Here is a 23,037-nt window from a genome sequence, read left to right as displayed (position 1 = left end):
ATCCGGGCAACGGGGCGCATTAAACCGTAATCCGCCCACCCCGTCAACCAAATTTCTTAAATTACTTATCGATTGCTTATCTTTGCGGCAATTCTGCGTTCAAAGGCGCGTTTTGGCTTAACTTCACTGCATGCCGTTATCGCCCTCGCGGGTTTTCCAGCCGCTGGTAATTGCGATAACGTGGCGTAGTCCGGAGATGAGATAATCGCCAATGACCTCCTCGTCCTCACGCGGCGAGCTCAGGGTAATTTCCGCATCCACGCCGTGGCGATAGGCGCCATGATGGCTGAAAATGGTGCCGATATAACACTTCCCGTTCAGCCAGACCGGAATATAGGCCACCGTCTCATAGATATAGTTAACGGCGACGCCGCTGTAGTAGTTATCCGCCTCGTCAGCGGAGGTGCCCGGCGGGATGGGGCAGATCGGCGCGTCGTTGTCGCTGGCGGGTCTGTCTTTCAGCAGGCTGCCCTGCATTACCTCCAGCGAGCGCAGCAGGTCCGCTTTATCGCCGTCGCTCAGGCTGGGGGTCAGCGGCTGGTCTTTCTCCGGGGAGCGGATGCTGTTCAGCGTATAGCGATAGCGAACCGTCACCGCGGGCGTCTGGCTGGTGGTGCTGAACGGGCGAAGCAGGTAGAGGTTATCTTCGCCAAACTGGCCGTTGTACCACAGGGCATACACCTGGCCGTTGATTTTGACCCAGTGGTTCCACTGGTTAGCCCCGCGGCCATTAATGGAAAAGAGGGCGCCGGGCACCCCGGCATCGAAATCATCACCATTATCACTGTCGCTGCCGTTGACGGCGGCAAAATCATCATCACCTCGCTTGAGCACCCCGGTGTAGCTGAAGAGCCCGGTGCCGCCCACGTAGCTGTCGATGATCAGGTCGCGTTTGCCGTCGCCGTCGAGGTCGATAAGGGTAAAGCTGACTTTGCCGTTTTCTGAATCCGCGCTAATCGAGGAGCGCAGAAACGCCTGCCACTCATCATCGCTGATATCCGGGGACGGTTTACTGGTCGTGATCAGCGTATCGTCGGCGTAAGTGAGCGTGAAGTCTGTAATATGGCCGGTTAACGGAAACTGCTCGGCGACCTTATTCAGAGACAATTCTGGATCGCTTTTTTGCGCTTTCAACACTGCGTTATACAACGTGCGCAGAGCCAGGTTATCCGCCTCTTTCTGCTGACTGGGGATCACCTGGCTGACAAAGGTCGGCAGCATCCAGGTGCCACCCGGGGTGATTTCCCGACACATACCGGTGCTGTACTTCAGGCTGGGGGTAAAGGTTTTACCATCCCAAACGCGCGTCTCGCCGGTGACGCAGTCGGCCATGCCCCGTTCTTTGTGCAAAAAGACGATAGCGCCGTCGGTGTAGCTGGAGGCCTCGGTAGTGAGCAGTCGCGGTTTGCTCAACTGGGCGTTATCGACCAGCCACAGGGCGTAACCGTCGTTATAGGGCGCTCGCCAGCAGAGCGCCTGCGCCAGAGAATGGGTTTTATCCAGCGCGGTCAGCGTGATCTGGCGATCTGCCGCCGGAATGGCCTGATTCTGCCAGTCGTCGCAGCGCTGGTTCAGCAGCGGCGTCAGGATGGGCAGCAGTTTCTGGCGCTGAAGCATACTCAACGGCACTGGCTGCGCGTTATGGAGAACCGGGGCGGCGATAATTTCCGGGGCGGGAGTGGCTGGCAAAATGGCATCGTCGCCGGCATCGCCTTTATCCAGCAGCGCATCGGCGGTGCCGGTGCGTCGCTGAAACGCATCCATTTTACCCAGCACCTCGCGGCTGCCGGCGCTGGAAAGCGGCAGGTGCTGGCCGTTAAGGGTGAATTCGATTTTGCGCTGATTCGTTAACGCCTGTAGCAGGGCGGTGGTCTGATCGCTGTCGAGGCGAAAGTGGCTGTCATCGAGAGCGTCCAGCGCGCCAAAATCCCGGTCGTCGATCAGCAGGCTGGCGGTGGAGTCGGCGGGGATATCGTGCTCGATTTGCGCAAAGGTTACCGTAGCGGTGAGGTGCTGTTCGCTGCCCGCGTTGCGGGTCAACAGCACGCTGACCTCACCCATGCGGACGCCGTAACCCGCCGCCCGGCAGGCGCCGGTATTATCGCAGGCGAGCTCCCAGTCTTTTTGTGCAAAGGAAAAACCTTGCAGGGGAGCCGCCAGCAGGGGCGTAGAGCAGAGGCCCAGCCAGGCAGCCCAGAAGAACGCGCGCATATCAATCCCTGTCAGCAATCAGTGAGGGGGAAATTATAGGCGCGACGTGGCGGTTAGGATATCAGAATCAGGTCAAGGCGCCGCCCATACGGCACTGGGCGAAGCGTAGAATATCTTCAGCCAGCCGCCGGGCGGTATCCACATCCGTCTGGCTACGTTTGACCAGCAGACGGCTCAGACAGCCCTCGACAATCAGCTCCATCTGCTTGGCGACCATTTCCGGGTCATCCACCTCCAGCTGAGTCAGCAGCTCGTGAGTGTAGGCCAGCGAAGCCTGCTTCTGCTGTTCCGCCAGCTGGTGAATGGGGTGCTGAGGATCCGGGTAGAAGGTGCAGGCGGCGATAAACAGGCAGCCCGGGTACCGCTGGTTGCTTACGCAGGTGGTGAGTGCGGCATAGCGTGCCAGCAGCTTTTGCTCTGCGCTTAAGGTCTCGTCCAGCAGGAGCTGACGACGCCAGGCATCCACCTGCTGGCTCAGATAGCGAAGCGCGTCGTACAGCAGCGCTTCGCGGTCAGGCCAGAAGCGTTTCAGGTCGCTCGTCGGGCAGGACACGCGCTCAGCGACCATCTCCAGCGACGTGTTGGCGATACCTTCAATTTCAAGAATCTTAATGGCTTCTGCCAGGACGTCTTCACGTAGCACGGTGTTCTCCTCCATCTTTCCTCCTAAAGTGTCGCTCACGCTTGCCAATCGCGCAAATGGGCGCTGAATGCCGCGGCATCCATAAAGCCGGTGACTCGCCGCTCAGGCTGTTCCTGACCCTCAGCGTTGAAGAACAGGATCGTCGGCAGACCCAGCACCTGCAGGTGTTTCAGCAGCGCGACGTCTTGCGGGCTGTTCTTCGTCACATCAACCTGTAATAACACGGTGCCTTTCAGCGCCTGCTGCACGTCAGGTGAACTAAAGGTGTATTTTTCAAACTCTTTGCAGGCCACGCACCAGTCGGCGTAAAGATCGAGCATCACCGGTTGACCTTTCGCCTGCGCCAGCGCCTGGTCAAGCTCGGCCACCGAGCTGACGCGGGTGAAAGCCAGGTGCGCCTGCTGCTCGACCGCCGGGGCGCCAAACGCCCAGTCCTGCAGAGGCCGCGCGCTGACCAGCGCGGCGGCAAGCAGAATGATCTGTACCAGCCGCATCCACGGCCGGGTAGCGCCCAGCGAGGTGATAAACGCCCAGCTGAAGAAGGCGACACCGAGCATTGACCACAGCCGTAACCCCCACTGGTCGCCGAGTATGCGTTCCAGCAGGAAGACGGGCAGGGCAAGGATCACAAACCCGAAGGCGGTTTTCACATGGCTCATCCACGGGCCGCTTTTCGGCAGCAGGCGATTGCCAAACACGGTCACAAGGATCAACGGCAGACCCATGCCCAGCGCGTAAAGGTACAGCGTGCCGCCGCCCAGCCACAGATTACCGCTCTGGGCGATATACAACAGAATGGCGCTTAGCGGCGCGGTAGTGCAGGGGGAGCAGATCAGCCCGGCAATAGCGCCCATCGCAAAGACCCCGCCGGGCGAGCCGCCCTGGCGCTTATTGCTGAGCAGCGTCAGCCGGGTCTGCAGCGACGACGGCAGCTGCAGCGTGAACAGGCCGAACATGGAGAGCGCCAGCAGTATAAACACCGCCGACAGGCCGACCAGGACATATGGGTGCTGCAGGGCCGCCTGGAACTGCAGCCCGGCGGCGGCTACCACCAGCCCCAGCGCGGTGTAGGTTAAGGCCATCCCCTGGACGTAAATAAAGGCCAGCAACAGGGCGCGCGCGGTGGAAAGCCGCTGCTTTCCGCCCAGCACGATGCCCGAAATCAGCGGGTACATCGGCAGCACGCAGGGGGTGAAGGCGATACCAATGCCAATCAGCAGCGCCCACAGGGCGGTGAAGGGCAGACGAGCGGGGACGTCTGCTGGCGGCGCCATGGCAGGCGCCTGCGGCACGGCGTTCTCCTCCATCGGGCGCGGTTCAACCGGCAGCGGCGGATTGAAGGCCGGGCGATGGTTCAGCGACGACACGGGCGCGGCGGCGGTTGGCTGAGCGTCGTTTGAGGCCGCCCGCACGGCGCTCAGCGGGATCACTTTAGTCTCCGGCGGATAACAGAATCCGGCATCGGCGCAGCCCTGCCAGGTGACGGTGAGAGTAGCCTCTTTGTCCGCCTCCTTCACCGTCACCGGCACGGTCAGGCGTTGGCGAAAGATCTCGCTTTTGCCGTAAAACTCATCTTCATGCCACTCTCCCGCCGGCAGCGCCGGTTCGTCGATCGTCGCCCCGGCGGCGCTGAAGGTAAACTGTTGACGATAAAGATAATAACCATCCTTGATTTGCCAGCTCAGGTTGACGTCATGCTGTTGCTGCTGAAAGTCAAAGGCGAAAGCTTGATCAGCAGGCACGAAGTTCGAGCGCCCCGGCGCGTCGAATAACCCGGCGGTGGCTGATGTGCTGCACAGCAGCAGGATCAGCGTAATGATGCGGTAAGCCATGAGAGGTAATCGTTGTCTCCATGCGTGACGGGTAGAACCAGCAGTTCTGGGGTTTGATACGGGTGGTGTGACTTCAGGCAGTCCAGCAGCGCCTGCTGATGGGCAAGGTCAGTTTTGAGTAGCATCTGAACTTCATACTCCTGCTCGAGTTTCCCTTCCCAGTAATACAGAGAGGTGGCCCCCGGCAGCAGCGTGGCGCAGGCTGCCACCTTTTCCGCCAGCGCTTTTGCCGCCAGATCCTGGGCGGTCGCTTCGTCCGGCGCGGTACAGAGCACAACAACAGCATCAGGCGTAGTCATCATGAACCTCGTATCAGCGAAAAGAGGCACTATAACACGCAAGATGCGGGGATATTAGCGTAACGAGCGGGGAAAGTGAGGGCAACGGAAGGCGGGCCCGTAGTGGACCCGCAGCCAGCGGTATTTACAGCATAATCCCGCCAAAGATAAAGCCGAGGATCACGCACAGCGTGATAGCGATAACGCCGGGGATCAGGAAGGCGTGGTTAAAGACATATTTACCAATGCGGGTTGAGCCGGTGTCGTCCATCTCTACCGCCGCCAGCAGGGTTGGGTAGGTCGGTAGAACGAACAGCGCCGAGACCGCGGCAAACGAGGCGATAGCCGTCAGCGGGCTGACGCCCAGCAGCAGCGCGGCAGGCATCAACGCCTTGGTAGTGGCTGCCTGCGAGTAGAGCAGCGTGGCGGCGAAAAACAGTACCACCGCCAGCAGCCATGGGTAATTGTGCAGCAGATCGCCGGCCACGGCCTGGATGTCGCTGATATGCGCTTTAACGAAGGTATCTCCCAGCCAGGCGACGCCGAGGACGCAGACGCAGGCGCTCATCCCGGACTTAAAGGTGCTGGCGTTGAGCACTTCGCCGGTGTCGATTTTACAGGTGATGCTAATCAGGGTGGCGATGGTCAGCATAAATACCACGATCGCCTCGTTACGCGGCAGCACCGGGTTCTTAATCAGGCCGACGGTATCGCTGATGGCCGTGGCGTAGAACATCACCGCCACGATGCCGATCAAAAACAGCAGAACGGAACGTTTGGCGTGCGGCTGCAGCTCAAATACCTGGCTGCCGCGCAGTCTGACTTCCCCCTTGGCCAGCCGCTCCTGGTAAACCGGATCGTCTTTCAGTTCGCAGCCGAGGAAGTTGCAGACGATAGCGGTGAGCATCACCGCCAGCAGCGTGACCGGAATACAGATGGCCAGCAGCGTCAAATAGCTAACGCCCAGCGGTTCAAGGATACCTGCGAAAAAGACCACTGCGGCGGAAATGGGCGAGGCGGTGATCGCTATCTGGGAGGCCACCACCGCAATCGACAGTGGACGAGACGGACGAATGCCTTGCTCTTTGGCAACTTCGGTGATCACCGGCAGCGTGGAGAAGGCGGTATGGCCGGTGCCAGCGAGCACGGTCATAAACCAGGTCACCAGCGGGGCAAGGAAGGTAATGTACTTCGGGTGGCGGCGCAGCATCCGTTCGGCGAGGCTGACCAGGTAATCCATCCCGCCGGCGACCTGCATGGCGGCGATAGCGGCAATCACCGCCATAATGATTTCAATAACGTCGAAGGGGATCGCACCCGGTTTAATTTGAAAAATAAGCGTCAGGACAAGGACGCCAAGGCCACCGGCAAAGCCGATACCGATGCCGCCGAGCCGGGCGCCGAGATAAATCGCCAGCAGGACAATAACCAGTTCTGCACCAAACATATATGCCTTCCTTGTTTTTTAACAAGTTGATATTGAATTGTTGTATTTTAGTAAAACCAAAAAGCAAAAAAGGCATGTCATCGCTGACATGCCTTTGAATGACTAACCTGAAAGATTACTGTTCGCTTTCATCGGTATAACGCTTTGCTTTATAAGCGGGATGCATCAGGTTTTGCGCAGAGAAAATATCATCCAACTCCGCCGCCGTCAGCAGTCCGCGCTCCAGCACCACTTCCCGTACGCTCTTGCCGGTTTCGGCACAGATCTTGCCGACGATATCGCCATTGTGGTGGCCGATAAACGGGTTGAGGTAGGTAACGATGCCGATGGAGTTGTAGACGTAGCCTTCACATACCGCTTTATTGGCGGTGATGCCGTTAACGCATTTCTCCAGCAGGTTGTAGCAGGCGTTGGTCAGGATATGAATCGACTCGAACATCGCCTGGCCGATCACCGGCTCCATCACGTTCAACTGCAGCTGACCGGCTTCGGAGGCCATGGTCACAGTGGTATCGTTGCCGATAACTTTGAAGCAGACCTGGTTGACCACCTCCGGCACCACCGGGTTAACCTTCGCCGGCATGATTGAAGAGCCAGCCTGCAGCTCAGGCAGGTTGATTTCGTTGAGGCCCGCGCGCGGACCGGAAGAGAGCAGGCGCAGGTCGTTACAGATCTTGGACAGTTTCACCGCCAGGCGTTTCAGCGAGCTGTGAACCATAACGTACGCCCCGCAGTCCGAGGTGGCTTCAATCAGATCTTCCGCCGGGACGACCGGTAAGTTGCTTACTTCAGCCAGCTTCTGCACCGCCAGCTGTTGATAGCCGTCCGGGGTGTTGAGGCGAGTACCAATGGCGGTGGCGCCGAGGTTCACCTCCAGCAGCAGCTCCGCAGTGCGCAGAATGCTTTTGGTCTCTTCATTAAGCAGCACATTGAAGGCATGGAACTCCTGGCCGAGGGTCATCGGCACCGCGTCCTGCAGCTGGGTGCGGCCCATTTTGAGGATGTCCTGGAACTCCACGGCTTTCGCCTGGAAGCCTTCGCCCAGCTGTTTAATCGCATCGATTAACTTAAGGATGGAGGCATACACCGCAATGCGGAACCCGGTGGGGTAAGCATCGTTGGTGGACTGGCATTTGTTGACGTGATCGTTTGGGTTCAGGTACTGGTATTCGCCTTTCTGGTGGCCCATCAGCTCAAGGCCAATGTTCGCCAGGACTTCGTTGGTGTTCATGTTTACGGAGGTACCGGCCCCGCCCTGGAAGACATCGACCGGGAACTGGTCCATGCATTTGCCGTTATTCAGGACTTCGTCACAGGCGGCGATAATCGCATTTGCCGCGCTTTTGGGAATGGTCTGCAGCTCCTTGTTCGCCAGCGCGGCGGCTTTCTTCACCATGACCATGCCGCGCACGAATTCTGGTATGTCGCTGATTTTGCTGTTGCTAATGTAGAAGTTTTCAATCGCTCGCAGAGTATGAACGCCGTAGTAAGCGTCCGCGGGAACTTCCCTGGTGCCCAACAGATCTTCTTCGATACGAATGTTGTTTAACATGTGAACCTTCTTTTCAAGCTGCCAATGAATTCACCAAACACACAGAATATCCAGTATTCAGTATATTTTCTGGCCGACGATTATTTCCTTAACCGGCCCGGTGCCCAAGATCATATGCTGATGATAGCGAATATCAGTAAGCTTGATCACTTATTACATTGCGGGTATGAGAAGATTTATTAATCTGTGAAATGGGTCACCGCTTTCTTATTCCTGAGAAAAATAAGCCTTTCCGCTGATTGAAAAGCCGCTCAGCATCCCCATGTTAGTGGGATGCGATCAGCAAATTGATGATTACGGGCGCTGAACGCAGCGCCCGTTGATGAAGGAGACGCCGGTGCGTTGGATTCCGTTTATTGCCTTTTTTCTTTACGTTTACATTGAGATATCGATCTTTATCCAGGTTGCGCACGTGCTGGGCGTCTTTATGACCCTGATCCTGGTGATCTTTAGCTCGGTGGTAGGGATGTCGCTGGTGCGTAACCAGGGCTTCAAAAACTTCCTGCTGATGCAGCAGAAGATGGCCGCGGGCGAGAGCCCGGCGGCGGAGATGATCAAGAGCGTATCGCTGATTATCGCTGGTCTGCTGCTGTTGCTCCCGGGGTTCTTTACCGACTTCCTCGGCCTGCTGCTATTGCTGCCGCCGGTGCAAAAGCATTTGACGATGAAGCTGATGCCGCACCTGCGCTTCAGCCGGATGCCGGGCGGCGGCTTTAGCGCCGGTACTGGCGGCGGAGAGACCTTCGAAGGGGAATTCCAGCGCAAAGATGAGCAGCGCGACCGTCTGGACCATAAGGACGATCGCCGCGATTAACATCCCCCCGGCCCGGTCAGCAGATGCGACCGGGCCGCTTTCTTTGCAGGCCTACACGCTTCCCGTCGCCAGCTTGCGCCTGGGTAAAAACAGCCACAGCCCCGCCAGCATCACCAGCGCGTACAGGCTTTTCCAGCCGACCATCGCCAGCAGCAGCAGACAGAGAATGCTGCCCACCACCGCCAATAGCCGATAGCGACCGCGCAGCAAACGACAACCCGCCAGCATGCACAGCAGATAGATCATGATGAAAATGCCATTGGCGTAAACGATCAGCGCGTCCAGATTGATATCGAGCAGATAGATGCCAAGGGTGCTAACTACGCAGGATCCCAGCACGGCGTTGAGGGCGTTGCGCGGGATCTGCCGTGGCGACAGCCTTGCGAGGTAGCTGTGTGGCTTATGCTGCGCTTGCGACCAGACCAGGCGGGCAAAGCTTTGAATATAGATGTTGAGGCTGGCGAAACAGGCGAGATAGCCGATGACGCAGGCTACCCACAGCGCTTCGACGCCGAACAGACGGACCACGATATTCGGTAATGACGCCGCCGCCGCCATCTCCTCGCCAAAGGCGTGGAAGTGCAGCACCAGCACGGTGCAGGCCCAGTAGACCGAGCCGGCAAGCAGCAGGCCTATCATCAGCGCCCTGGGGAAATCACGCTCGGGATGTTTAAACTCCGAGGCGAGATGCGCGAAGGCTTCCAGACCGACAAAGCACCAGAACATCACCGACAGCGCCGAAAAGAGCTGCCCGCGGTCAATCTCCGCCGGGGCCGGGAAGGGGATCTGCGCCGGGCTTATCCCGCCGCGCCACCAGACTACGACGATCAGCGCCACAATCAGTACGGCAACCAACGTCTGCAGGTTGGCGCTGGAGCTGGCGCCACGCGAACCGACCCACCAGACGATGGCCAGGGTGCCCAGCTCCGCCAGCAGCAGCTGCGCATCATGCCAGCCGAACAGCGCCTGGCCAAAACCGGTGGCGATGTGCAGGGCGGCGGGGAGTCCGACCGGGATAACCGATAAAAACAGCCAGCCGGTGACGCTGGCCAGACGTGGCCCAAAGGCCATATCGACAAAATGGGCCACGCCGCCCGCGCTGGGAAAATGGCGGCCCAGCAGGGCGAAGACGATGGCAATCGGGAAAACAAGGAGAATGAGCAGCGGCCATGCCCACAGGCTGTTATCGCCAGCGACCAGCGCCGCCAGCGCCGGGACGGCGAAGACGCCGGTACCCAGCAATGAGGTGGAAAGCAACCCAACTCCCTGTCCCAGCCCTAACCCCTGTTTTAAACCACTCATGATTCAATCCTGCGCCAGTGAAAAAAAAGAGAGTATCACAATCGCTTTTCCTTATGACCGATTGCCTGACATGGCCGCTTTTTGTGCGCCAGCGCAAAGGTAAAAATTTTTTTTAATTTTGCCCTTGAAGCCGGAAATGGCCATCCCCATCTCTCTCTGCACTAGCCGGTAAACCGCGTTCGGCCCGGCGTCACCCATAACTGATAATGACTTTCTCGAAGGAGAGCTATCAATGAGTATTCGTCCGTTACATGATCGTGTGATCGTCAAACGTAAAGAAGTTGAAACCAAATCTGCGGGCGGCATCGTTCTGACCGGTTCTGCAGCAGCTAAGTCAACTCGTGGCGAAATCATCGCTGTCGGTAAAGGCCGCATCCTGGAAAACGGGACCGTGCAGCCGCTGGACGTTAAAGTTGGTGACATCGTGATTTTCAACGATGGCTACGGCGTGAAGACTGAAAAGATCGACAACGAAGAAGTACTGATCATGTCCGAAAGCGACATCCTGGCAATTGTTGAAGCTTAATTCGCACGACCCTGAACGAATTTGAGGAATAAAAGAAATGGCAGCAAAAGACGTAAAATTCGGTAACGACGCTCGTGTAAAAATGCTGCGCGGCGTAAACGTACTGGCAGATGCAGTTAAAGTGACCCTGGGCCCGAAAGGCCGTAACGTGGTTCTGGACAAATCCTTCGGCGCGCCGACCATCACCAAAGATGGTGTTTCCGTTGCACGTGAAATCGAACTGGAAGACAAGTTCGAAAACATGGGCGCGCAGATGGTGAAAGAAGTTGCCTCTAAAGCGAACGACGCAGCAGGCGACGGTACCACCACCGCAACCGTACTGGCTCAGGCTATCGTGAACGAAGGCCTGAAAGCTGTTGCTGCAGGCATGAACCCGATGGATCTGAAACGCGGTATCGACAAAGCGGTACTGGCTGCAGTAGAAGAACTGAAAGCGCTGTCCGTTCCGTGCTCTGACTCCAAAGCTATCGCTCAGGTAGGTACCATCTCCGCTAACTCCGACGAAACCGTCGGTAAACTGATCGCGGAAGCGATGGATAAAGTTGGTAAAGAAGGCGTGATCACCGTTGAAGACGGTACCGGTCTGGAAGACGAACTGGACGTAGTTGAAGGTATGCAGTTCGACCGCGGCTACCTGTCTCCGTACTTCATCAACAAGCCGGACACCGGTGCCGTTGAGCTGGAAAGCCCGTTCATCCTGCTGGCTGACAAAAAAATCTCCAACATCCGCGAAATGCTGCCGGTTCTGGAAGCCGTAGCGAAAGCTGGCAAACCGCTGGTCATCATCGCTGAAGACGTTGAAGGCGAAGCGCTGGCGACCCTGGTGGTTAACACCATGCGCGGCATCGTTAAAGTGGCTGCGGTGAAAGCACCGGGCTTTGGCGACCGTCGTAAAGCTATGCTGCAGGACATCGCTACTCTGACTGGCGGTACCGTTATCTCTGAAGAGATCGGTATGGAGCTGGAAAAAGCGACTCTGGAAGACCTGGGCCAGGCGAAACGCGTGGTTATCAACAAAGACACCACCACCATCATCGATGGCGTTGGCGAAGAATCCGCAATCCAGGGCCGCGTAGCTCAGATCCGTAAGCAGATCGAAGAAGCGACCTCCGACTACGATCGTGAAAAACTGCAGGAACGTGTCGCTAAACTGGCTGGCGGCGTAGCAGTAATCAAAGTCGGTGCGGCTACCGAAGTTGAAATGAAAGAGAAAAAAGCACGCGTCGACGACGCCCTACACGCAACCCGTGCTGCGGTTGAAGAAGGCGTAGTGGCTGGCGGCGGCGTAGCGCTGGTTCGCGTTGCGGCGAAACTCGCTGGCCTGACCGGTCAGAACGAAGATCAAAACGTCGGTATCAAAGTTGCGCTGCGCGCAATGGAAGCACCGCTGCGTCAGATCGTTTCCAACGCCGGTGAAGAGCCGTCTGTTGTGGCAAACAACGTGAAAGCAGGCGACGGTAACTACGGTTACAACGCAGCAACTGAAGAATACGGCAACATGATCGACTTCGGTATCCTGGACCCAACCAAAGTCACCCGTTCTGCACTGCAGTACGCGGCTTCCGTGGCTGGCCTGATGATCACCACCGAGTGCATGGTGACCGACCTGCCGAAAGGCGACGCGCCTGACTTAGGTGCTGCTGGCGGCATGGGCGGCATGGGCGGTATGGGCGGCATGATGTAATCGTGCGCTCTACGGCATAAAAAAGCAGAAACCCCTGGCCAGCAATGGCTGGGGGTTTTTTATATAGATCTCATCCCCTTCAAAAGATTGTAATACTGTCAGGCACTATGACAATCTTCGACTTTCAGAAGGAGGCAATGGTGTAAACTATTTTTGGTTGAGAGAATACTTTGTCAAGTTGCAGATAGGGAATCATACAGATGATGTGTGAAGTATTGTGTGAAAACAGACCATACATATATCCCATAAAAGATAATGCAACTGCAGTCAACTTTCTTCATACAATCTGTAGCAGATGCTAATTATGAGTAAAGACCTCTTCATGAAAACATTCATGTAGGTTAGGTCCACCTGATATTAGTCGCGTAGTTCATTAATAAAACATTTATTAACTAACTCATGCGTAGAATATCCGGGTGATGACCTGGAAGTCGTGGAATCACCATCCTCTTAGTGTGCTGTTTGCATTTTATTACCAGAGCATAACATGATACGTGGTTATGGTCGGTCCTGACTGCAACGAAAAGCCGTATCGATACACTAAAAGCAGAAGTACCTAAAAAAATAAATATTAGCGATTAACTGCCAGACCAGTGTTACGAACGCACCTACAGGTATCAGTTGCATGACAAAAAGGTTATAGATTATAAACCCGTAGCCTAAAAGGCCCACGAGGTGATACGACATATTAATTTTCAGATGACTTATAGTCGTCAGAGCCAGCTTCCAATGGAATCTAAGAGACATCATTGCCGCTAACGTTTGAATAAAATCCCCTCGGGATTAAATGGTTTGTAGTAAATCTGTTGGATAAAATTCTAAATTTAGCTTTAGAAAACTATGTTGACTATTAGTTCATCGAAAACAAATATATCGATAGTATGTTGATGTTGTAAGGGGAAAATTATTATTTCAATTAATAGCGAGGAAAAATATCAAAATTCACTTTATTTTTATGTGATTATTTAAAAAGGCCACCCCCACAGGAGGCGGCCTGTTTTACAAATTCGAATTAATAAATGCCATGCGAACCAGAAGAGAAAGAATCCCACATCTTAGTAGCTTCAGCACTTGCTGCATCCCAGCCATACATCAAACCAGAAATTGCACCGGTAATGGCTCCAGCAATAAGACCATAAAGCCCACCAATTGCCATACCCAGCGTACCCACACCAAACAGGCCGCCGTTATCACTACCATGCGTTCCACCAATAGTACTTCCCAGTGCTGCAGCTGCAGAACCAAGCAGGAGGGCCGATGCAACGGCCTCTGCTGAGTTAGATAAGATACTGGTTAAAGCTGAACTAAAAGAGGAAAAATCCCAGCTGTAAGCGCCTGCGATAGATTCCATTTCGTTGATAGTTAACTCTTTCATTTTATTTCCTTGAGTAGTTAGTGTATTACATTCATTATTTTATTGATTCCAGCTATTATTCTAAAAAATTAGAAAATAAATTGATACCGCATATTAGATATTATATTCGAATAATCGAATACACACTTTCGTACCAATTAGTGGAAGCAGTTACATCTTATTCATTACTTTTTCTTTTTCAATAGCTATTTTACTGTTTTAGAAATAATTCATCAATTCATCAATTCATCAATTCATCAGTTTATATTCAATGATAGATAACCAGGTAGTAATTAGTACTGGTTGATTACAAACGTCATTGCTGCATTAGCAGTGCCTGCTTTTACAGTCCCTGTACGCTTGTAGTGCGCAATTAATGGAATCTCAATTGATGATTCACTTGCCGTATGATATTTCTTTTCACTGGAAAAAACGAGTTTCGAACGATCGGCAGCATTTAAAATCTCAATGGCGATACCTGATGCAGCATCAGCATTACTAGTATCTAAATTTAACATTCCATTACCGGTGCTGCCGGTAGAAGGTTCAAATGAGACATAAACGGGAATGTTATCTTCTTGGCATTTTAATTTAACTGAAAAGTTCACATCAGGCGATGTACTGCCGATAGAGGTAAAAGATGATGCCAGTGGTTTCCCCAGTTGAATATTCTGTATCCTGGAGTTCGGTTCAGCTACGCAACTTTTGGTTATCCAGGCCACCTTGGTCTTTATAGATATCTTGGCAACAACCCAGGAATCTAACTTGAACTGAGCTGCTAAGCCAGTGTAACTTGTGCCAGTTCCAATTTTTCCTGTTTTGATAAACTGGATTTGTGTCTTTTTATCTGTGCTCCAGTAGTAGAGTGCACCAGAATCCATACTGGTTTCATAGGGAACAGCTTTTGCAGATTGTTCCAGATCTCTTATTTGGATGCCGATGCCGTCTATGCCGGAGGCATAGATATTGCCATAAGCGTTAGTACCCACTAATGTTTGAAAAGAACCAAGCATTTGAGAGGAATATTTTCCCCTTGCTGTATTTAATGGACAAGTCAGTTTAGGACCTGAAGTATCAACCCTCGCCGTATACAAAACAGTTCCAACATCCACATCAGGATCAATAGGCATAGATGCTAGATTCAACTCATAAGTTTTTCCATCAATAACCACGCACCCGCTGGCGGCGAAAATGCTTGGGCTATAAATTGCAGCAAAAGCAGTACTAATGGCCAGGAAGTAATTACGCATAAATGAAGTCCTTTTGCTTTAATTAGCGGCAGATAAACTGGCCCTGTTTGATACCATTGACCTTTTCAGACCCAGGGAACTGATAATTTACCGTACACTGTTTAGATATACTATTTCCCCATTTGACAAGCAGTACTCCCGTTGTCGGTAACCCAGCCAGATAAACTTGACCATTGTCGCTAACGATCCCGCTGTTATTATTCGTCGAATTTTCGGAAGCAAGATTTACCATTGCACCAAAAGGTATAAACTTATTATGTGTATCCACTAGCTGCAGCAGCGCGCGTATCCCTTTTTTCCCTGAATATTCTGCTCGTACGATCGCACCTCGGGTTGGGACAACGGTGGCTACCGTAGTGTCAAGGTCAACATCATTAGGCATCGTTTCAGTATCTAGTACCACATCATTTCTACGATACATTGTAATATTAGGTACGATAGCGTAGCCACGATAGTCAGTTTTTACGCCGGTGTTACCCACTACTCGAGTACCATTAACACCAGGGGCTTTAACGAGATCACTGGTATCGCTGAATGATTGCCCTGCGGTGATACCATCACGATGAGCGACAATTCCACCGTTTATACCATAATTAAGGCGCTGCCAGTTATGATCATAATTATAACTACCAAAAATCTCTCCATAGGTGCCTTTATAATCAACACCAGCGGTTCCGCTACTATAATCGCGATTATCGTATTGTTGCTGAAGGTTCCAGCTTAAATTATTATCGGCCAATGCAAGACCTGAAAGCCCAACACTGTTGCTTGTCGAACCAGGATCGCTGGTATTTAAACCATAAGTAGCCCAGGTGTTAGGCATCCAGAAATTCAATGGCACATTGATATTGAACGAAAAGATATTATCAGTAGAATAGTTTCTACCGTAACCCTCATAGTCAGTTGAGGAGCGGGAGTGGGAATAGTTTAAATTATATGTAATACCGCTCCAGCTATTGCTGTAACCTACGTTAAGTGAGTTATTCCTGCGACGCTGATTCCAGTAATCCTCCATTACTCCGCCGATGTTAAAATAGCCTAACTTATCACCGAGGCTTTGACTTACGGTAATTTCAGTTCTATTTTTAACGCGATCGTTGTAGTAGTATTTATAGTCATCACGATATGTTTCAAGAACATCTGAAAGGGTGTTAAAGCCGCTCGTTGAGTAACGATAGCCTGCAATAGCTATATTTGTGCCTATATCGTTCAGGTTTTTGCTGTAGCGTATACGCACGGATTGACCCGATATCTTATCTTGATCTTGCTTCGTCGACCAGGCCTGTGTTACGTCTAAAGAAACAGCGCCAAGTACGCCCAGGTTGTTACCGACGCCAATGGCCACTGATTGATATTTCGAAGCAGCCTGGAATCCCCCGTATAGGGTGGTGTTGTATGGTAAACCATAGCTGGCCGTTGCTTGTGAAAACGGAGTATAATCAACGCTACCGTCGGAGGAGCGGTATTGGCCGGATGTAATGCTGTATTTTAGGCTACCTTCACGACGTAATACTGGAAGTGAAACATAAGCTACAACAAAATTTTGTTGAGTGCCGTCAGCTTCTTCGATCGTGACATTGAGGTCCCCATTGCCACCTGTCGAATACAGATCAGTGATCTCAAAGGCCCCTGGAGGAACGAAAGATTGATAAATAACATATCCACTTTGTTTAATAATAACTTTTGCGTTACTTTTCGCAATTCCTCGAACTACAGGTGCATATCCCTGGATACTTTCCGCATCCATGTAATCGTCTGAGTTTAATTGCGCACCACGATATGGCACACTATCAAAAATATCAGCATCCGAAGTGCTTTCACCCAATGTCAACATGCTTTTCAGTGAAATAATATTTCGTTCAGCATAGGTATAGATAGTATCCCATTTACCATTGCTATCATTATCATAACTATCTTTATTCCACGTAGTGTAGTTTTTAATACGCCATGGCCCGATATTTAAGCCTGGTAGTAAATTGACACTATGGTTCTCTTGATCTGATAATCCGTTATCTCGTGCGTAGCTACTGGTTCCATTATATCTATAATTTAAATAGAACGCGTTAATACCATTGTCAAATTCATCAGGTGAAACATACCCACGAACCGTCGAGGATACTGCGGCCTGCGGAACACTCAACTCAAGTTTCTGTAAGTTAAAGTTAAAATCAACAGAGGCTTCTGGAATGGAACTGATAATGACGCAACCATTAGCGTTTGTTTTTAATGAAGAGATTGCTTTTACCTTAATACCATAACCACTTAATTCCTCTGTTGATAAGCATGGGTATAGTTTAAGCTCTTCTCCCGCCTCGTTAAGATAGCTTGCTTTTTGTTCTGCCGTAGAAAAAAATCGACGTCTTTGGTATCGACAACGGTACCATTGATGATGATGTCAACCCGATATTTCCCAGGGGCCTGAGAATTTGCTACCTCAAAAGCCGAAAGGTCCGGACTCACGTCTGAACCGTTTAGATCGGTAAGAAATGCTGGGTTAAAAAATTCTCTTGCATATAGCTCGGAAGATATGGTTAACACACCGATACTTATAAGAGCTAAACAGCATGGAGATAATTTGAATTTTGTAATCATTACCTCGTCCTTGGGTTTTGTATAATTATATTTTATGCATCAAGCTCAACTATAAACTGCTTTGATAAAGGTCGCTTTGGCCGCCCATATCGTTGATGATTTTCCATTCTACTTTTCCACCATTGGTTGACGGTAACGCGTAACTAGCAGAGGAAAACGGTGCTACAAAGTTTTTATCTTTCATTATTAGCGACTGACCGTTCACCTTAATAAACATAAAGTTGATGTAGAAAGGAGAAGGGTTTTTGACGATGACTTGGTTACCGCTTCGTGACCAGGACAGTTCTTTAGCATGGTTTACGGGCACGTCGTCGCTCAAGCTTTTCGGACGAAAAATGAGTTTAAGTTTGGTACGAACCGCAATTTGTAATGTATTACGATCGGCCTCTGTTGAACTAGCAGGAATTGAGGTTGTATTAAAAAAGAAAAGTGACTCTCGGTCGGTTGGTAACTGACCGTCAAGCTTAAAAATTCTGACTACGTTTTTTTGCTTACCCTCTAGGCGAAAAAGTGGCGGGGTAAGCAAAAAATGAGTGCCGACATTTTTATCATTCTCGATCCATGACTTTATCAAATAAGGCGTTATATCCTGGTTATCAAGAGAAACACTTACTTCCTTTTTGCCTTCAGCATAAATTATGCGAGTCGTTCCGACCTGTACTCCCGCGTAGCATGCAAAAGAGGCAGAAAGGAGAAGTATAATAGATAGCAATGAATTTAAGATTCGCATAAAGCACCGTCAATAAAAATGCCTCTCATCGAGATGAGAGGCATTGATAATTAGTAAGTTACCAGCAGAGTTGCGACGCCATTTGCAGTACCAGCGTCAACAGTGCCTTCAACCTGCGCATAAGTTGCTTTAAATGCAACATCTGCTGCGCCAGCTGTCAGCGGAATTGCTGCAGATTTCTCACCCAGCTTCAGATGATTGTTGTTGGAATCCATCAGCTTGATTGCAACACCTTTCGCAACACCAGTGTTACCGTAACCAGTCAGTTTCAGATAGTCATTCAGACCATTGTAATAGTCACCGTCGAAAGTCACATAAGCGTCGGTTTTAGTGGTAGGGCAACCTGACAGGGAAATAGTGATTGCTGCCAGACCAGAACCGTTACCGGCAGTCGAACCGACGCCAGAAAATGCTGATTTTGGTACAGAGCCGAGAGTAACCTGACCGGTAGAAGAACCAGTATTTTGTACATCGACAGTACATGCGCCATCAGTAATGTCACCAATAAAATTAACGGTGCCATCGTTAGCGCTAGCATTGAATGCTACCAGGCCGCTTGCGGCGATCAGTGCTGCGATAATACGTTTATTCATTTGAAAATTCCTTGTTTCATTTCTAGATAATAGTTTTAAAAACCAGTTAACTTCTAAAGCGCAGGAGTTTTAAGCATACTTACACAACACACTTATTTTCCCTTTGCCTGCAGTGGACCTTCGCGTTGGTAAGAGTTCCACAGCGCAACGAAAATAATGCACAATGGGCTAAGTCACGTAATGAATTTGATGTGACTTTTACTATGTGAGAGTGTGAAATTTATCGAATCTATTTGTTCATAGAACACAATGCTTTGATTTATTATTGATGAGGTGATTTTAATTTGTTTGCATCATTTTAATGATGTATCTTTATTCGCTTAAGAAAGCATAAAATATTATAGTCATGAACATTAAATAACAAAGATTATGTGAGTTCTCAATATTTGGTGTTTTGGAAAAATTCAAAATGCCAAGTTTTAGAAAAAACAATATGTTTTACAGTGGGTTATAGCACGAAAAGTATGCCAGGTATCAAGCGATATCGCCTAACTTTACGCGCAGGGGGCTGCCATACACCGCGACAGGTGTCCGGAAGGCACACACCACACTTTTCGATGGATTAATAATTTCAATTTGATCATCTTTTTAGTATAAGTTGTAGATGTGAGGCTAGTGTGCCCAACTAAATGATTATGGGGAGCAACATGCAGGTGAAATATTTTGCAGTGATAATTGGGGCTTCGCTACTGCTGGCAGGGTGCAGTTCGAGCAGTGATTTGACCGCTGGGGGGGAGGCGGTACGTTTCGTGCAGGATAAACCAGGAGCTGAATGCCAGTTGTTAGGCACCGCGACGGGTAAACAAAGCAACTGGCTCTCAGGGCAAAATGGTGATGAGGGGGGCTCAATGCGGAGGGCTGCAAATGCGCTGCGAAATCACGCTGCCGAGATGGGGGGGAACGTGATTTATGGAGTGAGTAGTCCAACACAAGGGCTACTTTCCAGTTTTGTACCGACAGACAGTGAGATGAATGGTCAGGTTTATAAGTGTCCGAACTGATCGTTTTGATAAGGCTCTCCTTCTTAGAAGGAGAGCCTTATCCTTAAAAATCTAGTTTTGCTTGTTCTTCAAGAAAAAAAGCCTTTAAAGGTTGCAAGCAGGCATCTAAAGTGTCCATGTTATCTGATGATGGTATAACTTTACTGAATATCTGACATAATGGATATTTTTCCTGCGTTGATTTTAATTTAGGAAATCTTTCGTTGATGCGAATAGCAATGCCATTTTCTAATTCAGAGGGATGGGGTGCATTTGTTTTAATAACGGCTCCGGAGAGAATTTGTTTCCCTTTCTCTGTTTCATAGCAATAAAGAATAGCCAGATGATGAGAAAATAAACCTCTCTTCCAGCTTTCATGATCAAACTGCTCGTAGCTGAAACGTGAATTTTCTATGATTTCTACGGCATATAGCATTAAAAAATCAGTTGTAGACTCTAAAACGGATATAAATTCCTCAGTTCCAGCATGTAAAAAGGCCTGACGTATTGCCAATAGCATTAACTCTGCCTGCATATCATCAATTTTGATAATATCAATTTGTTCAGATTGAAGCATGGCTATTAAAGTGGATTCCGTTTTCCCTGTTTTGAGGGTTAGCGATATAATCCTCCGCCCGGGTTCCGGTGATTGCACTTCGGCTGCCTCGATTTGCGGAGTGGTTTTAATATAGCTCTCAACTTGTTCGCGGAATTGTTCTCTATAGCTTTCTCCCTGCTCTATTAATCGATGAGCCACACGCTGCATTTGGTTGTTTAGAATTATTAATAAATCATTTAAGGTTGCATACTGTAAGTAGTATGTCTGACATGTGTTGTCTCCTCTTTTAATTTTCAGCGCCAGAGCAAGAAAATTATCATTTTGCTTTATGATTGCGGTGTTAAAACCTAACACGGTACTTATCATATGGTTATCCTTTTCCATTATTCAGTTTATGATGCTTGCTTTCCATATTGAGAAAGATCAATTATCCGGTCTGCAGACGCTATCGTTGAAGGACGATGCGCGACAATGATTCGAGTTATACTTAAACTGGCAATAGATTGGTTTATGGCAGACTCATTCTTCAAATCAAGATGACTTGTTGCTTCATCCATAAACAAAATGCTCGGCTTGCGGTAAAGCGCTCTGGCAATTAAGAGTCTTTGTTTTTGCCCACCTGAAATACCCAGCCCTAACTCACCTATCATTGTTTCATAACCCATTGGCATTTTCATAATTTCATCATGAATATTACTGCGTCGAGCACACTCAACAATTAATTCTTCATCCGCATTATCTTCAAATCCGCTGATATTATCGCTAATTGACCCTGAAAAAAGACGATCTTCTTGCAGGACACATGCTGTCCCCAGTCGGTAGTTATTAAGCCCTATTTTATAAATGTCAAGATTATCGGCAATTACCTCACCTGACGTTGGAGATAACAAACCACACATCACTTTCAGTAAAGTCGTTTTACCGACCCCTGAAGGTCCAACAAGCGCAATAGATTCTCCTGGCTCAACCTGCAGGTTAAAGTTAGAAAAAATAGGTTGCGAGAACGGGTCATATTGATAACTGAGATTTTTAATCTCCAGCTTCACTCCACTATTCTCATCGAAAACTCGACGTGCTGGGAGCTCTTTCTCGGGTTCGCTGAAAACAATCTCAGATAGTCTCTCGTTATGTAATGATAACATCCGCAGTTGCATAAAGAGATCGATCAAATTAGATGCTCTTTGAGAAAACTGGCCACGATAAGAGTTAAACGCCATAAACATACCTAACGTCATGTTGTTATCAATCACCATAATGGCGCCTAACCATAGGATAGCAACTTGATCTATAGATGATATGAAGGTGTTTATGCCACTGAACATCATATCAAAGCGAGTTTGTTTAATTCCTGCATTACATGCATCAATGTTAATATTAAGCCAATGCTGCGAACGGCGCTCTTTTAAATTAAGAGCTTTAATCGTTGATATTCCATAAAGTGACTCCATGAAATGAGAGCTCGAGCGGGCTCCTTTAATGACTTGCTCTTCTGCTACCCGACGGTAAAAACGGTATGTCGCCAGGCGCATAATGGCGTAGCAAAGCGTAAATCCTACGACCACCCATACTAGCCAGCCGCCGTAAAGGGTTAACATAATTAACAGACCAATTGTCATGATCGAGTCAATGATGCCACTGACAATACTATTAGTGAACGTTGAGCGGATAGTATCCAATGAAGTAAAACGTGACTGGATATCACCAAGATGCCGTTTTTCAAAAAAGGATAACGGCAAGCTTGTCAAGTGATCAAACAATGTCGTTTTCCATTGAATATTAGTCAGAGTATTGAGAGTCAGTGAGGTCCATGCCCTTAGCATACTGACAAAGGTACGGAAGAGAGTGAAAAAGACCAGTCCTATACAAATGACGGATAACAGACTCTGGTCATGGGCCATGATGACATGGTCTGTGACCAGTTGGGTACCAATGGGGAGTAAAAGGCCAATGGCTTCGATTACGACAGAGAATGCGAAGATTTTAATTAATGCAGACTTTAATCCGACAATGTTTCGCATCAGGTCTAATAAACGTAAGCGTGCTTTTGCCTTTTCTTGCTGAAAGTTCTGATCGGGCCAAAGTTCCAGAGCCACGCCGGTGAAATTATTAGACATCTCCTGCAAACCAATTATACGTTTACCCAAAGCAGGATCATGCACAACATAGCTAGATTTTCGTACTTTCGTTAGAACGACATAATGATTCATTCCCCAGTGGATAATACAAGGGAGCTTAAGCTGTTTTATTTCATCTAAATCTAATGAAAGCGCGCGATTTTTAAGGCCAGCACGCTCGGCGGTTTTGCTCAAATGCAGCAGTGAAGCACCTTGCGATGGACTGCCGAAGCGTTGGCGGAAATTGAATAAGTCTATATCTAATCCATAGTGTCCGCAGATCATTGCCAGGCTGGCGATACCACATTCCGCTGATTCTGATTGTAAAATTACCGGTGTTTTCTTAATTAGCGAAAAATTTAACTTTGCAATAATCGTTTCAAAGAGTTTGTTATTCATTAATTGGGCCGCTCACACTTTGAGAAATTTTATAAAACGGAGTAAACATCCACATATATAACGGACGCTCTTCAAGAAAAACAACAGCTTCGGCTTTTAACCCATTAGATAAGTACAATGTTTTTCCATTGTAACTAAAGGATTTTTGCGGCTTTGTTGAATAAATCGAACTTTTGC

The 23,037-nt window shown here is 49.8% G+C and carries 19 protein-coding genes and 2 pseudogenes; 4 read left to right on the top strand and 17 right to left on the bottom strand.

What is annotated here, in order from left to right:
• Positions 1 to 123 precede the first annotated feature (123 nt).
• The 6 genes from HMPREF3140_RS01510 to aspA all read right to left on the bottom strand — a co-directional run bounded on the left by HMPREF3140_RS01510 (position 124) and on the right by aspA (position 7,963).
• A complete protein-coding gene (locus HMPREF3140_RS01510) occupies positions 124 to 2,211 on the bottom strand; it encodes a DUF1176 domain-containing protein (RefSeq protein ID WP_032412802.1) in 2,088 nt (695 codons plus the stop codon).
• Between the two features lie 67 nt (positions 2,212 to 2,278).
• Positions 2,279 to 2,854, bottom strand: coding sequence for a transcriptional regulator (locus HMPREF3140_RS01505; RefSeq protein ID WP_004218175.1), 576 nt, complete (start codon positions 2,852 to 2,854; stop codon positions 2,279 to 2,281).
• Between the two features lie 35 nt (positions 2,855 to 2,889).
• Positions 2,890 to 4,686, bottom strand: coding sequence for a protein-disulfide reductase DsbD (locus HMPREF3140_RS01500; RefSeq protein ID WP_004186587.1), 1,797 nt, complete (start codon positions 4,684 to 4,686; stop codon positions 2,890 to 2,892).
• Positions 4,662 to 4,985: a divalent cation tolerance protein CutA gene (gene cutA, locus HMPREF3140_RS01495; RefSeq protein WP_002885422.1), complete on the bottom strand. Its 324-nt coding sequence runs from the start codon at positions 4,983 to 4,985 to the stop codon at positions 4,662 to 4,664. Before cutA ends, HMPREF3140_RS01500 begins: the two co-directional genes overlap by 25 nt.
• Before the next feature lie 124 nt (positions 4,986 to 5,109).
• Positions 5,110 to 6,411 (bottom strand): anaerobic C4-dicarboxylate transporter, encoded by a 1,302-nt coding sequence (locus HMPREF3140_RS01490; protein WP_002885423.1) that lies wholly within the window; start codon positions 6,409 to 6,411, stop codon positions 5,110 to 5,112.
• A 115-nt stretch (positions 6,412 to 6,526) separates the two neighbouring features.
• The gene (gene aspA, locus HMPREF3140_RS01485; RefSeq protein ID WP_002885424.1) at positions 6,527 to 7,963 is read right to left on the bottom strand and encodes an aspartate ammonia-lyase; all 1,437 of its coding nucleotides are present in this window, start codon (positions 7,961 to 7,963) and stop codon (positions 6,527 to 6,529) included.
• A gap of 337 nt (positions 7,964 to 8,300) precedes the next feature.
• Here aspA and HMPREF3140_RS01475 point away from each other — a divergent pair, with 337 nt between their 5' ends.
• On the top strand, positions 8,301 to 8,777 hold the full coding sequence (locus HMPREF3140_RS01475; RefSeq protein ID WP_002885425.1) for an FxsA family protein: 477 nt from the start codon (positions 8,301 to 8,303) through the stop codon (positions 8,775 to 8,777).
• Positions 8,778 to 8,828: 51 nt separating this feature from the next.
• Here HMPREF3140_RS01475 and yjeH read toward each other — a convergent pair whose 3' ends face one another.
• A complete protein-coding gene (gene yjeH / locus HMPREF3140_RS01470) occupies positions 8,829 to 10,079 on the bottom strand; it encodes an L-methionine/branched-chain amino acid transporter (RefSeq protein WP_070552820.1) in 1,251 nt (416 codons plus the stop codon).
• 232 nt (positions 10,080 to 10,311) lie between these two features.
• Here yjeH and HMPREF3140_RS01460 point away from each other — a divergent pair, with 232 nt between their 5' ends.
• Together HMPREF3140_RS01460 and groL are read left to right on the top strand one after the other, a co-directional pair.
• Positions 10,312 to 10,605 carry a co-chaperone GroES gene (locus HMPREF3140_RS01460; RefSeq protein WP_004152420.1) on the top strand — a complete coding sequence of 98 codons (294 nt, stop codon included), beginning with the start codon at positions 10,312 to 10,314 and terminating at the stop codon, positions 10,603 to 10,605.
• A gap of 37 nt (positions 10,606 to 10,642) precedes the next feature.
• Positions 10,643 to 12,289, top strand: coding sequence for a chaperonin GroEL (gene groL / locus HMPREF3140_RS01455; RefSeq protein WP_002885441.1), 1,647 nt, complete (start codon positions 10,643 to 10,645; stop codon positions 12,287 to 12,289).
• Between the two features lie 1,012 nt (positions 12,290 to 13,301).
• Here the strand turns inward: groL and HMPREF3140_RS01445 are convergent.
• From HMPREF3140_RS01445 to HMPREF3140_RS01425, 7 genes and pseudogenes are all read right to left on the bottom strand, one after another.
• A complete protein-coding gene (locus tag HMPREF3140_RS01445; protein WP_004186597.1) occupies positions 13,302 to 13,664 on the bottom strand; it encodes a hypothetical protein in 363 nt (120 codons plus the stop codon).
• A 272-nt stretch (positions 13,665 to 13,936) separates the two neighbouring features.
• A complete protein-coding gene (locus HMPREF3140_RS01440; RefSeq protein WP_004186599.1) occupies positions 13,937 to 14,893 on the bottom strand; it encodes a fimbrial protein in 957 nt (318 codons plus the stop codon).
• A 22-nt stretch (positions 14,894 to 14,915) separates the two neighbouring features.
• Complete coding sequence (locus HMPREF3140_RS29165; protein WP_228959213.1) at positions 14,916 to 15,125, bottom strand: FimD/PapC C-terminal domain-containing protein; 210 nt, start codon at positions 15,123 to 15,125, stop codon at positions 14,916 to 14,918.
• Positions 15,126 to 15,260: 135 nt separating this feature from the next.
• Positions 15,261 to 17,150 (bottom strand): annotated as a pseudogene (locus tag HMPREF3140_RS01435) (fimbria/pilus outer membrane usher protein); the annotation flags it as partial.
• 5 nt (positions 17,151 to 17,155) lie between these two features.
• On the bottom strand, positions 17,156 to 17,485 hold the full coding sequence (locus HMPREF3140_RS29475) for a FimD/PapC N-terminal domain-containing protein (protein ID WP_072198375.1): 330 nt from the start codon (positions 17,483 to 17,485) through the stop codon (positions 17,156 to 17,158).
• Positions 17,486 to 17,534: 49 nt separating this feature from the next.
• Positions 17,535 to 18,215: a fimbrial biogenesis chaperone gene (locus HMPREF3140_RS01430; RefSeq protein ID WP_004186605.1), complete on the bottom strand. Its 681-nt coding sequence runs from the start codon at positions 18,213 to 18,215 to the stop codon at positions 17,535 to 17,537.
• Positions 18,216 to 18,265: 50 nt separating this feature from the next.
• A complete protein-coding gene (locus HMPREF3140_RS01425) occupies positions 18,266 to 18,808 on the bottom strand; it encodes a fimbrial protein (RefSeq protein ID WP_004186607.1) in 543 nt (180 codons plus the stop codon).
• A 647-nt stretch (positions 18,809 to 19,455) separates the two neighbouring features.
• On the opposite strand from HMPREF3140_RS01425, the gene HMPREF3140_RS01420 reads away from it, so the two are divergent.
• Positions 19,456 to 19,809: a DUF4156 domain-containing protein gene (locus HMPREF3140_RS01420; protein ID WP_019725218.1), complete on the top strand. Its 354-nt coding sequence runs from the start codon at positions 19,456 to 19,458 to the stop codon at positions 19,807 to 19,809.
• Between the two features lie 43 nt (positions 19,810 to 19,852).
• Here the strand turns inward: HMPREF3140_RS01420 and yjeJ are convergent, their stop codons facing one another.
• From yjeJ to HMPREF3140_RS26790, 3 genes and pseudogenes are all read right to left on the bottom strand, one after another.
• Positions 19,853 to 20,713: a YjeJ family protein gene (gene yjeJ / locus HMPREF3140_RS01415; protein ID WP_004186610.1), complete on the bottom strand. Its 861-nt coding sequence runs from the start codon at positions 20,711 to 20,713 to the stop codon at positions 19,853 to 19,855.
• A 26-nt stretch (positions 20,714 to 20,739) separates the two neighbouring features.
• Positions 20,740 to 22,860 carry a peptidase domain-containing ABC transporter gene (locus HMPREF3140_RS01410; protein ID WP_004186613.1) on the bottom strand — a complete coding sequence of 707 codons (2,121 nt, stop codon included), beginning with the start codon at positions 22,858 to 22,860 and terminating at the stop codon, positions 20,740 to 20,742.
• Positions 22,853 to 23,037 (bottom strand): annotated as a pseudogene (locus HMPREF3140_RS26790) (HlyD family secretion protein); the annotation flags it as partial. The pseudogene HMPREF3140_RS26790 and the gene HMPREF3140_RS01410, both read right to left, overlap by 8 nt.

It is taken from the genome of Klebsiella sp. HMSC16A12 (assembly GCF_001808265.1).
GTDB classification, from domain to species: domain Bacteria; phylum Pseudomonadota; class Gammaproteobacteria; order Enterobacterales; family Enterobacteriaceae; genus Klebsiella; species Klebsiella pneumoniae.
This window is presented reverse-complemented; position numbering and strand designations above follow the sequence as displayed.

Bases quoted from the DNA above. Each gene is read 5' to 3' on its own strand.
- HMPREF3140_RS01510 (WP_032412802.1), bottom strand. From the start codon at position 2,211: ATGCGCGCGTTCTTCTGGGCTGCCTGGCTGGGCCTCTGCTCTACGCCC.
- HMPREF3140_RS01500 (WP_004186587.1), bottom strand. From the start codon at position 4,686: ATGGCTTACCGCATCATTACGCTGATCCTGCTGCTGTGCAGCACATCA.
- cutA (WP_002885422.1), bottom strand. From the start codon at position 4,985: ATGACTACGCCTGATGCTGTTGTTGTGCTCTGTACCGCGCCGGACGAA.
- HMPREF3140_RS01490 (WP_002885423.1), bottom strand. From the start codon at position 6,411: ATGTTTGGTGCAGAACTGGTTATTGTCCTGCTGGCGATTTATCTCGGC.
- aspA (WP_002885424.1), bottom strand. From the start codon at position 7,963: ATGTTAAACAACATTCGTATCGAAGAAGATCTGTTGGGCACCAGGGAA.
- yjeH (WP_070552820.1), bottom strand. From the start codon at position 10,079: ATGAGTGGTTTAAAACAGGGGTTAGGGCTGGGACAGGGAGTTGGGTTG.
- HMPREF3140_RS01460 (WP_004152420.1), top strand. From the start codon at position 10,312: ATGAGTATTCGTCCGTTACATGATCGTGTGATCGTCAAACGTAAAGAA.
- groL (WP_002885441.1), top strand. From the start codon at position 10,643: ATGGCAGCAAAAGACGTAAAATTCGGTAACGACGCTCGTGTAAAAATG.
- HMPREF3140_RS01445 (WP_004186597.1), bottom strand. From the start codon at position 13,664: ATGAAAGAGTTAACTATCAACGAAATGGAATCTATCGCAGGCGCTTAC.
- HMPREF3140_RS01440 (WP_004186599.1), bottom strand. From the start codon at position 14,893: ATGCGTAATTACTTCCTGGCCATTAGTACTGCTTTTGCTGCAATTTAT.
- HMPREF3140_RS29165 (WP_228959213.1), bottom strand. From the start codon at position 15,125: ATGGTAAATCTTGCTTCCGAAAATTCGACGAATAATAACAGCGGGATC.
- HMPREF3140_RS29475 (WP_072198375.1), bottom strand. From the start codon at position 17,485: ATGATTACAAAATTCAAATTATCTCCATGCTGTTTAGCTCTTATAAGT.
- HMPREF3140_RS01430 (WP_004186605.1), bottom strand. From the start codon at position 18,215: ATGCGAATCTTAAATTCATTGCTATCTATTATACTTCTCCTTTCTGCC.
- HMPREF3140_RS01425 (WP_004186607.1), bottom strand. From the start codon at position 18,808: ATGAATAAACGTATTATCGCAGCACTGATCGCCGCAAGCGGCCTGGTA.
- HMPREF3140_RS01420 (WP_019725218.1), top strand. From the start codon at position 19,456: ATGCAGGTGAAATATTTTGCAGTGATAATTGGGGCTTCGCTACTGCTG.
- yjeJ (WP_004186610.1), bottom strand. From the start codon at position 20,713: ATGATAAGTACCGTGTTAGGTTTTAACACCGCAATCATAAAGCAAAAT.
- HMPREF3140_RS01410 (WP_004186613.1), bottom strand. From the start codon at position 22,860: ATGAATAACAAACTCTTTGAAACGATTATTGCAAAGTTAAATTTTTCG.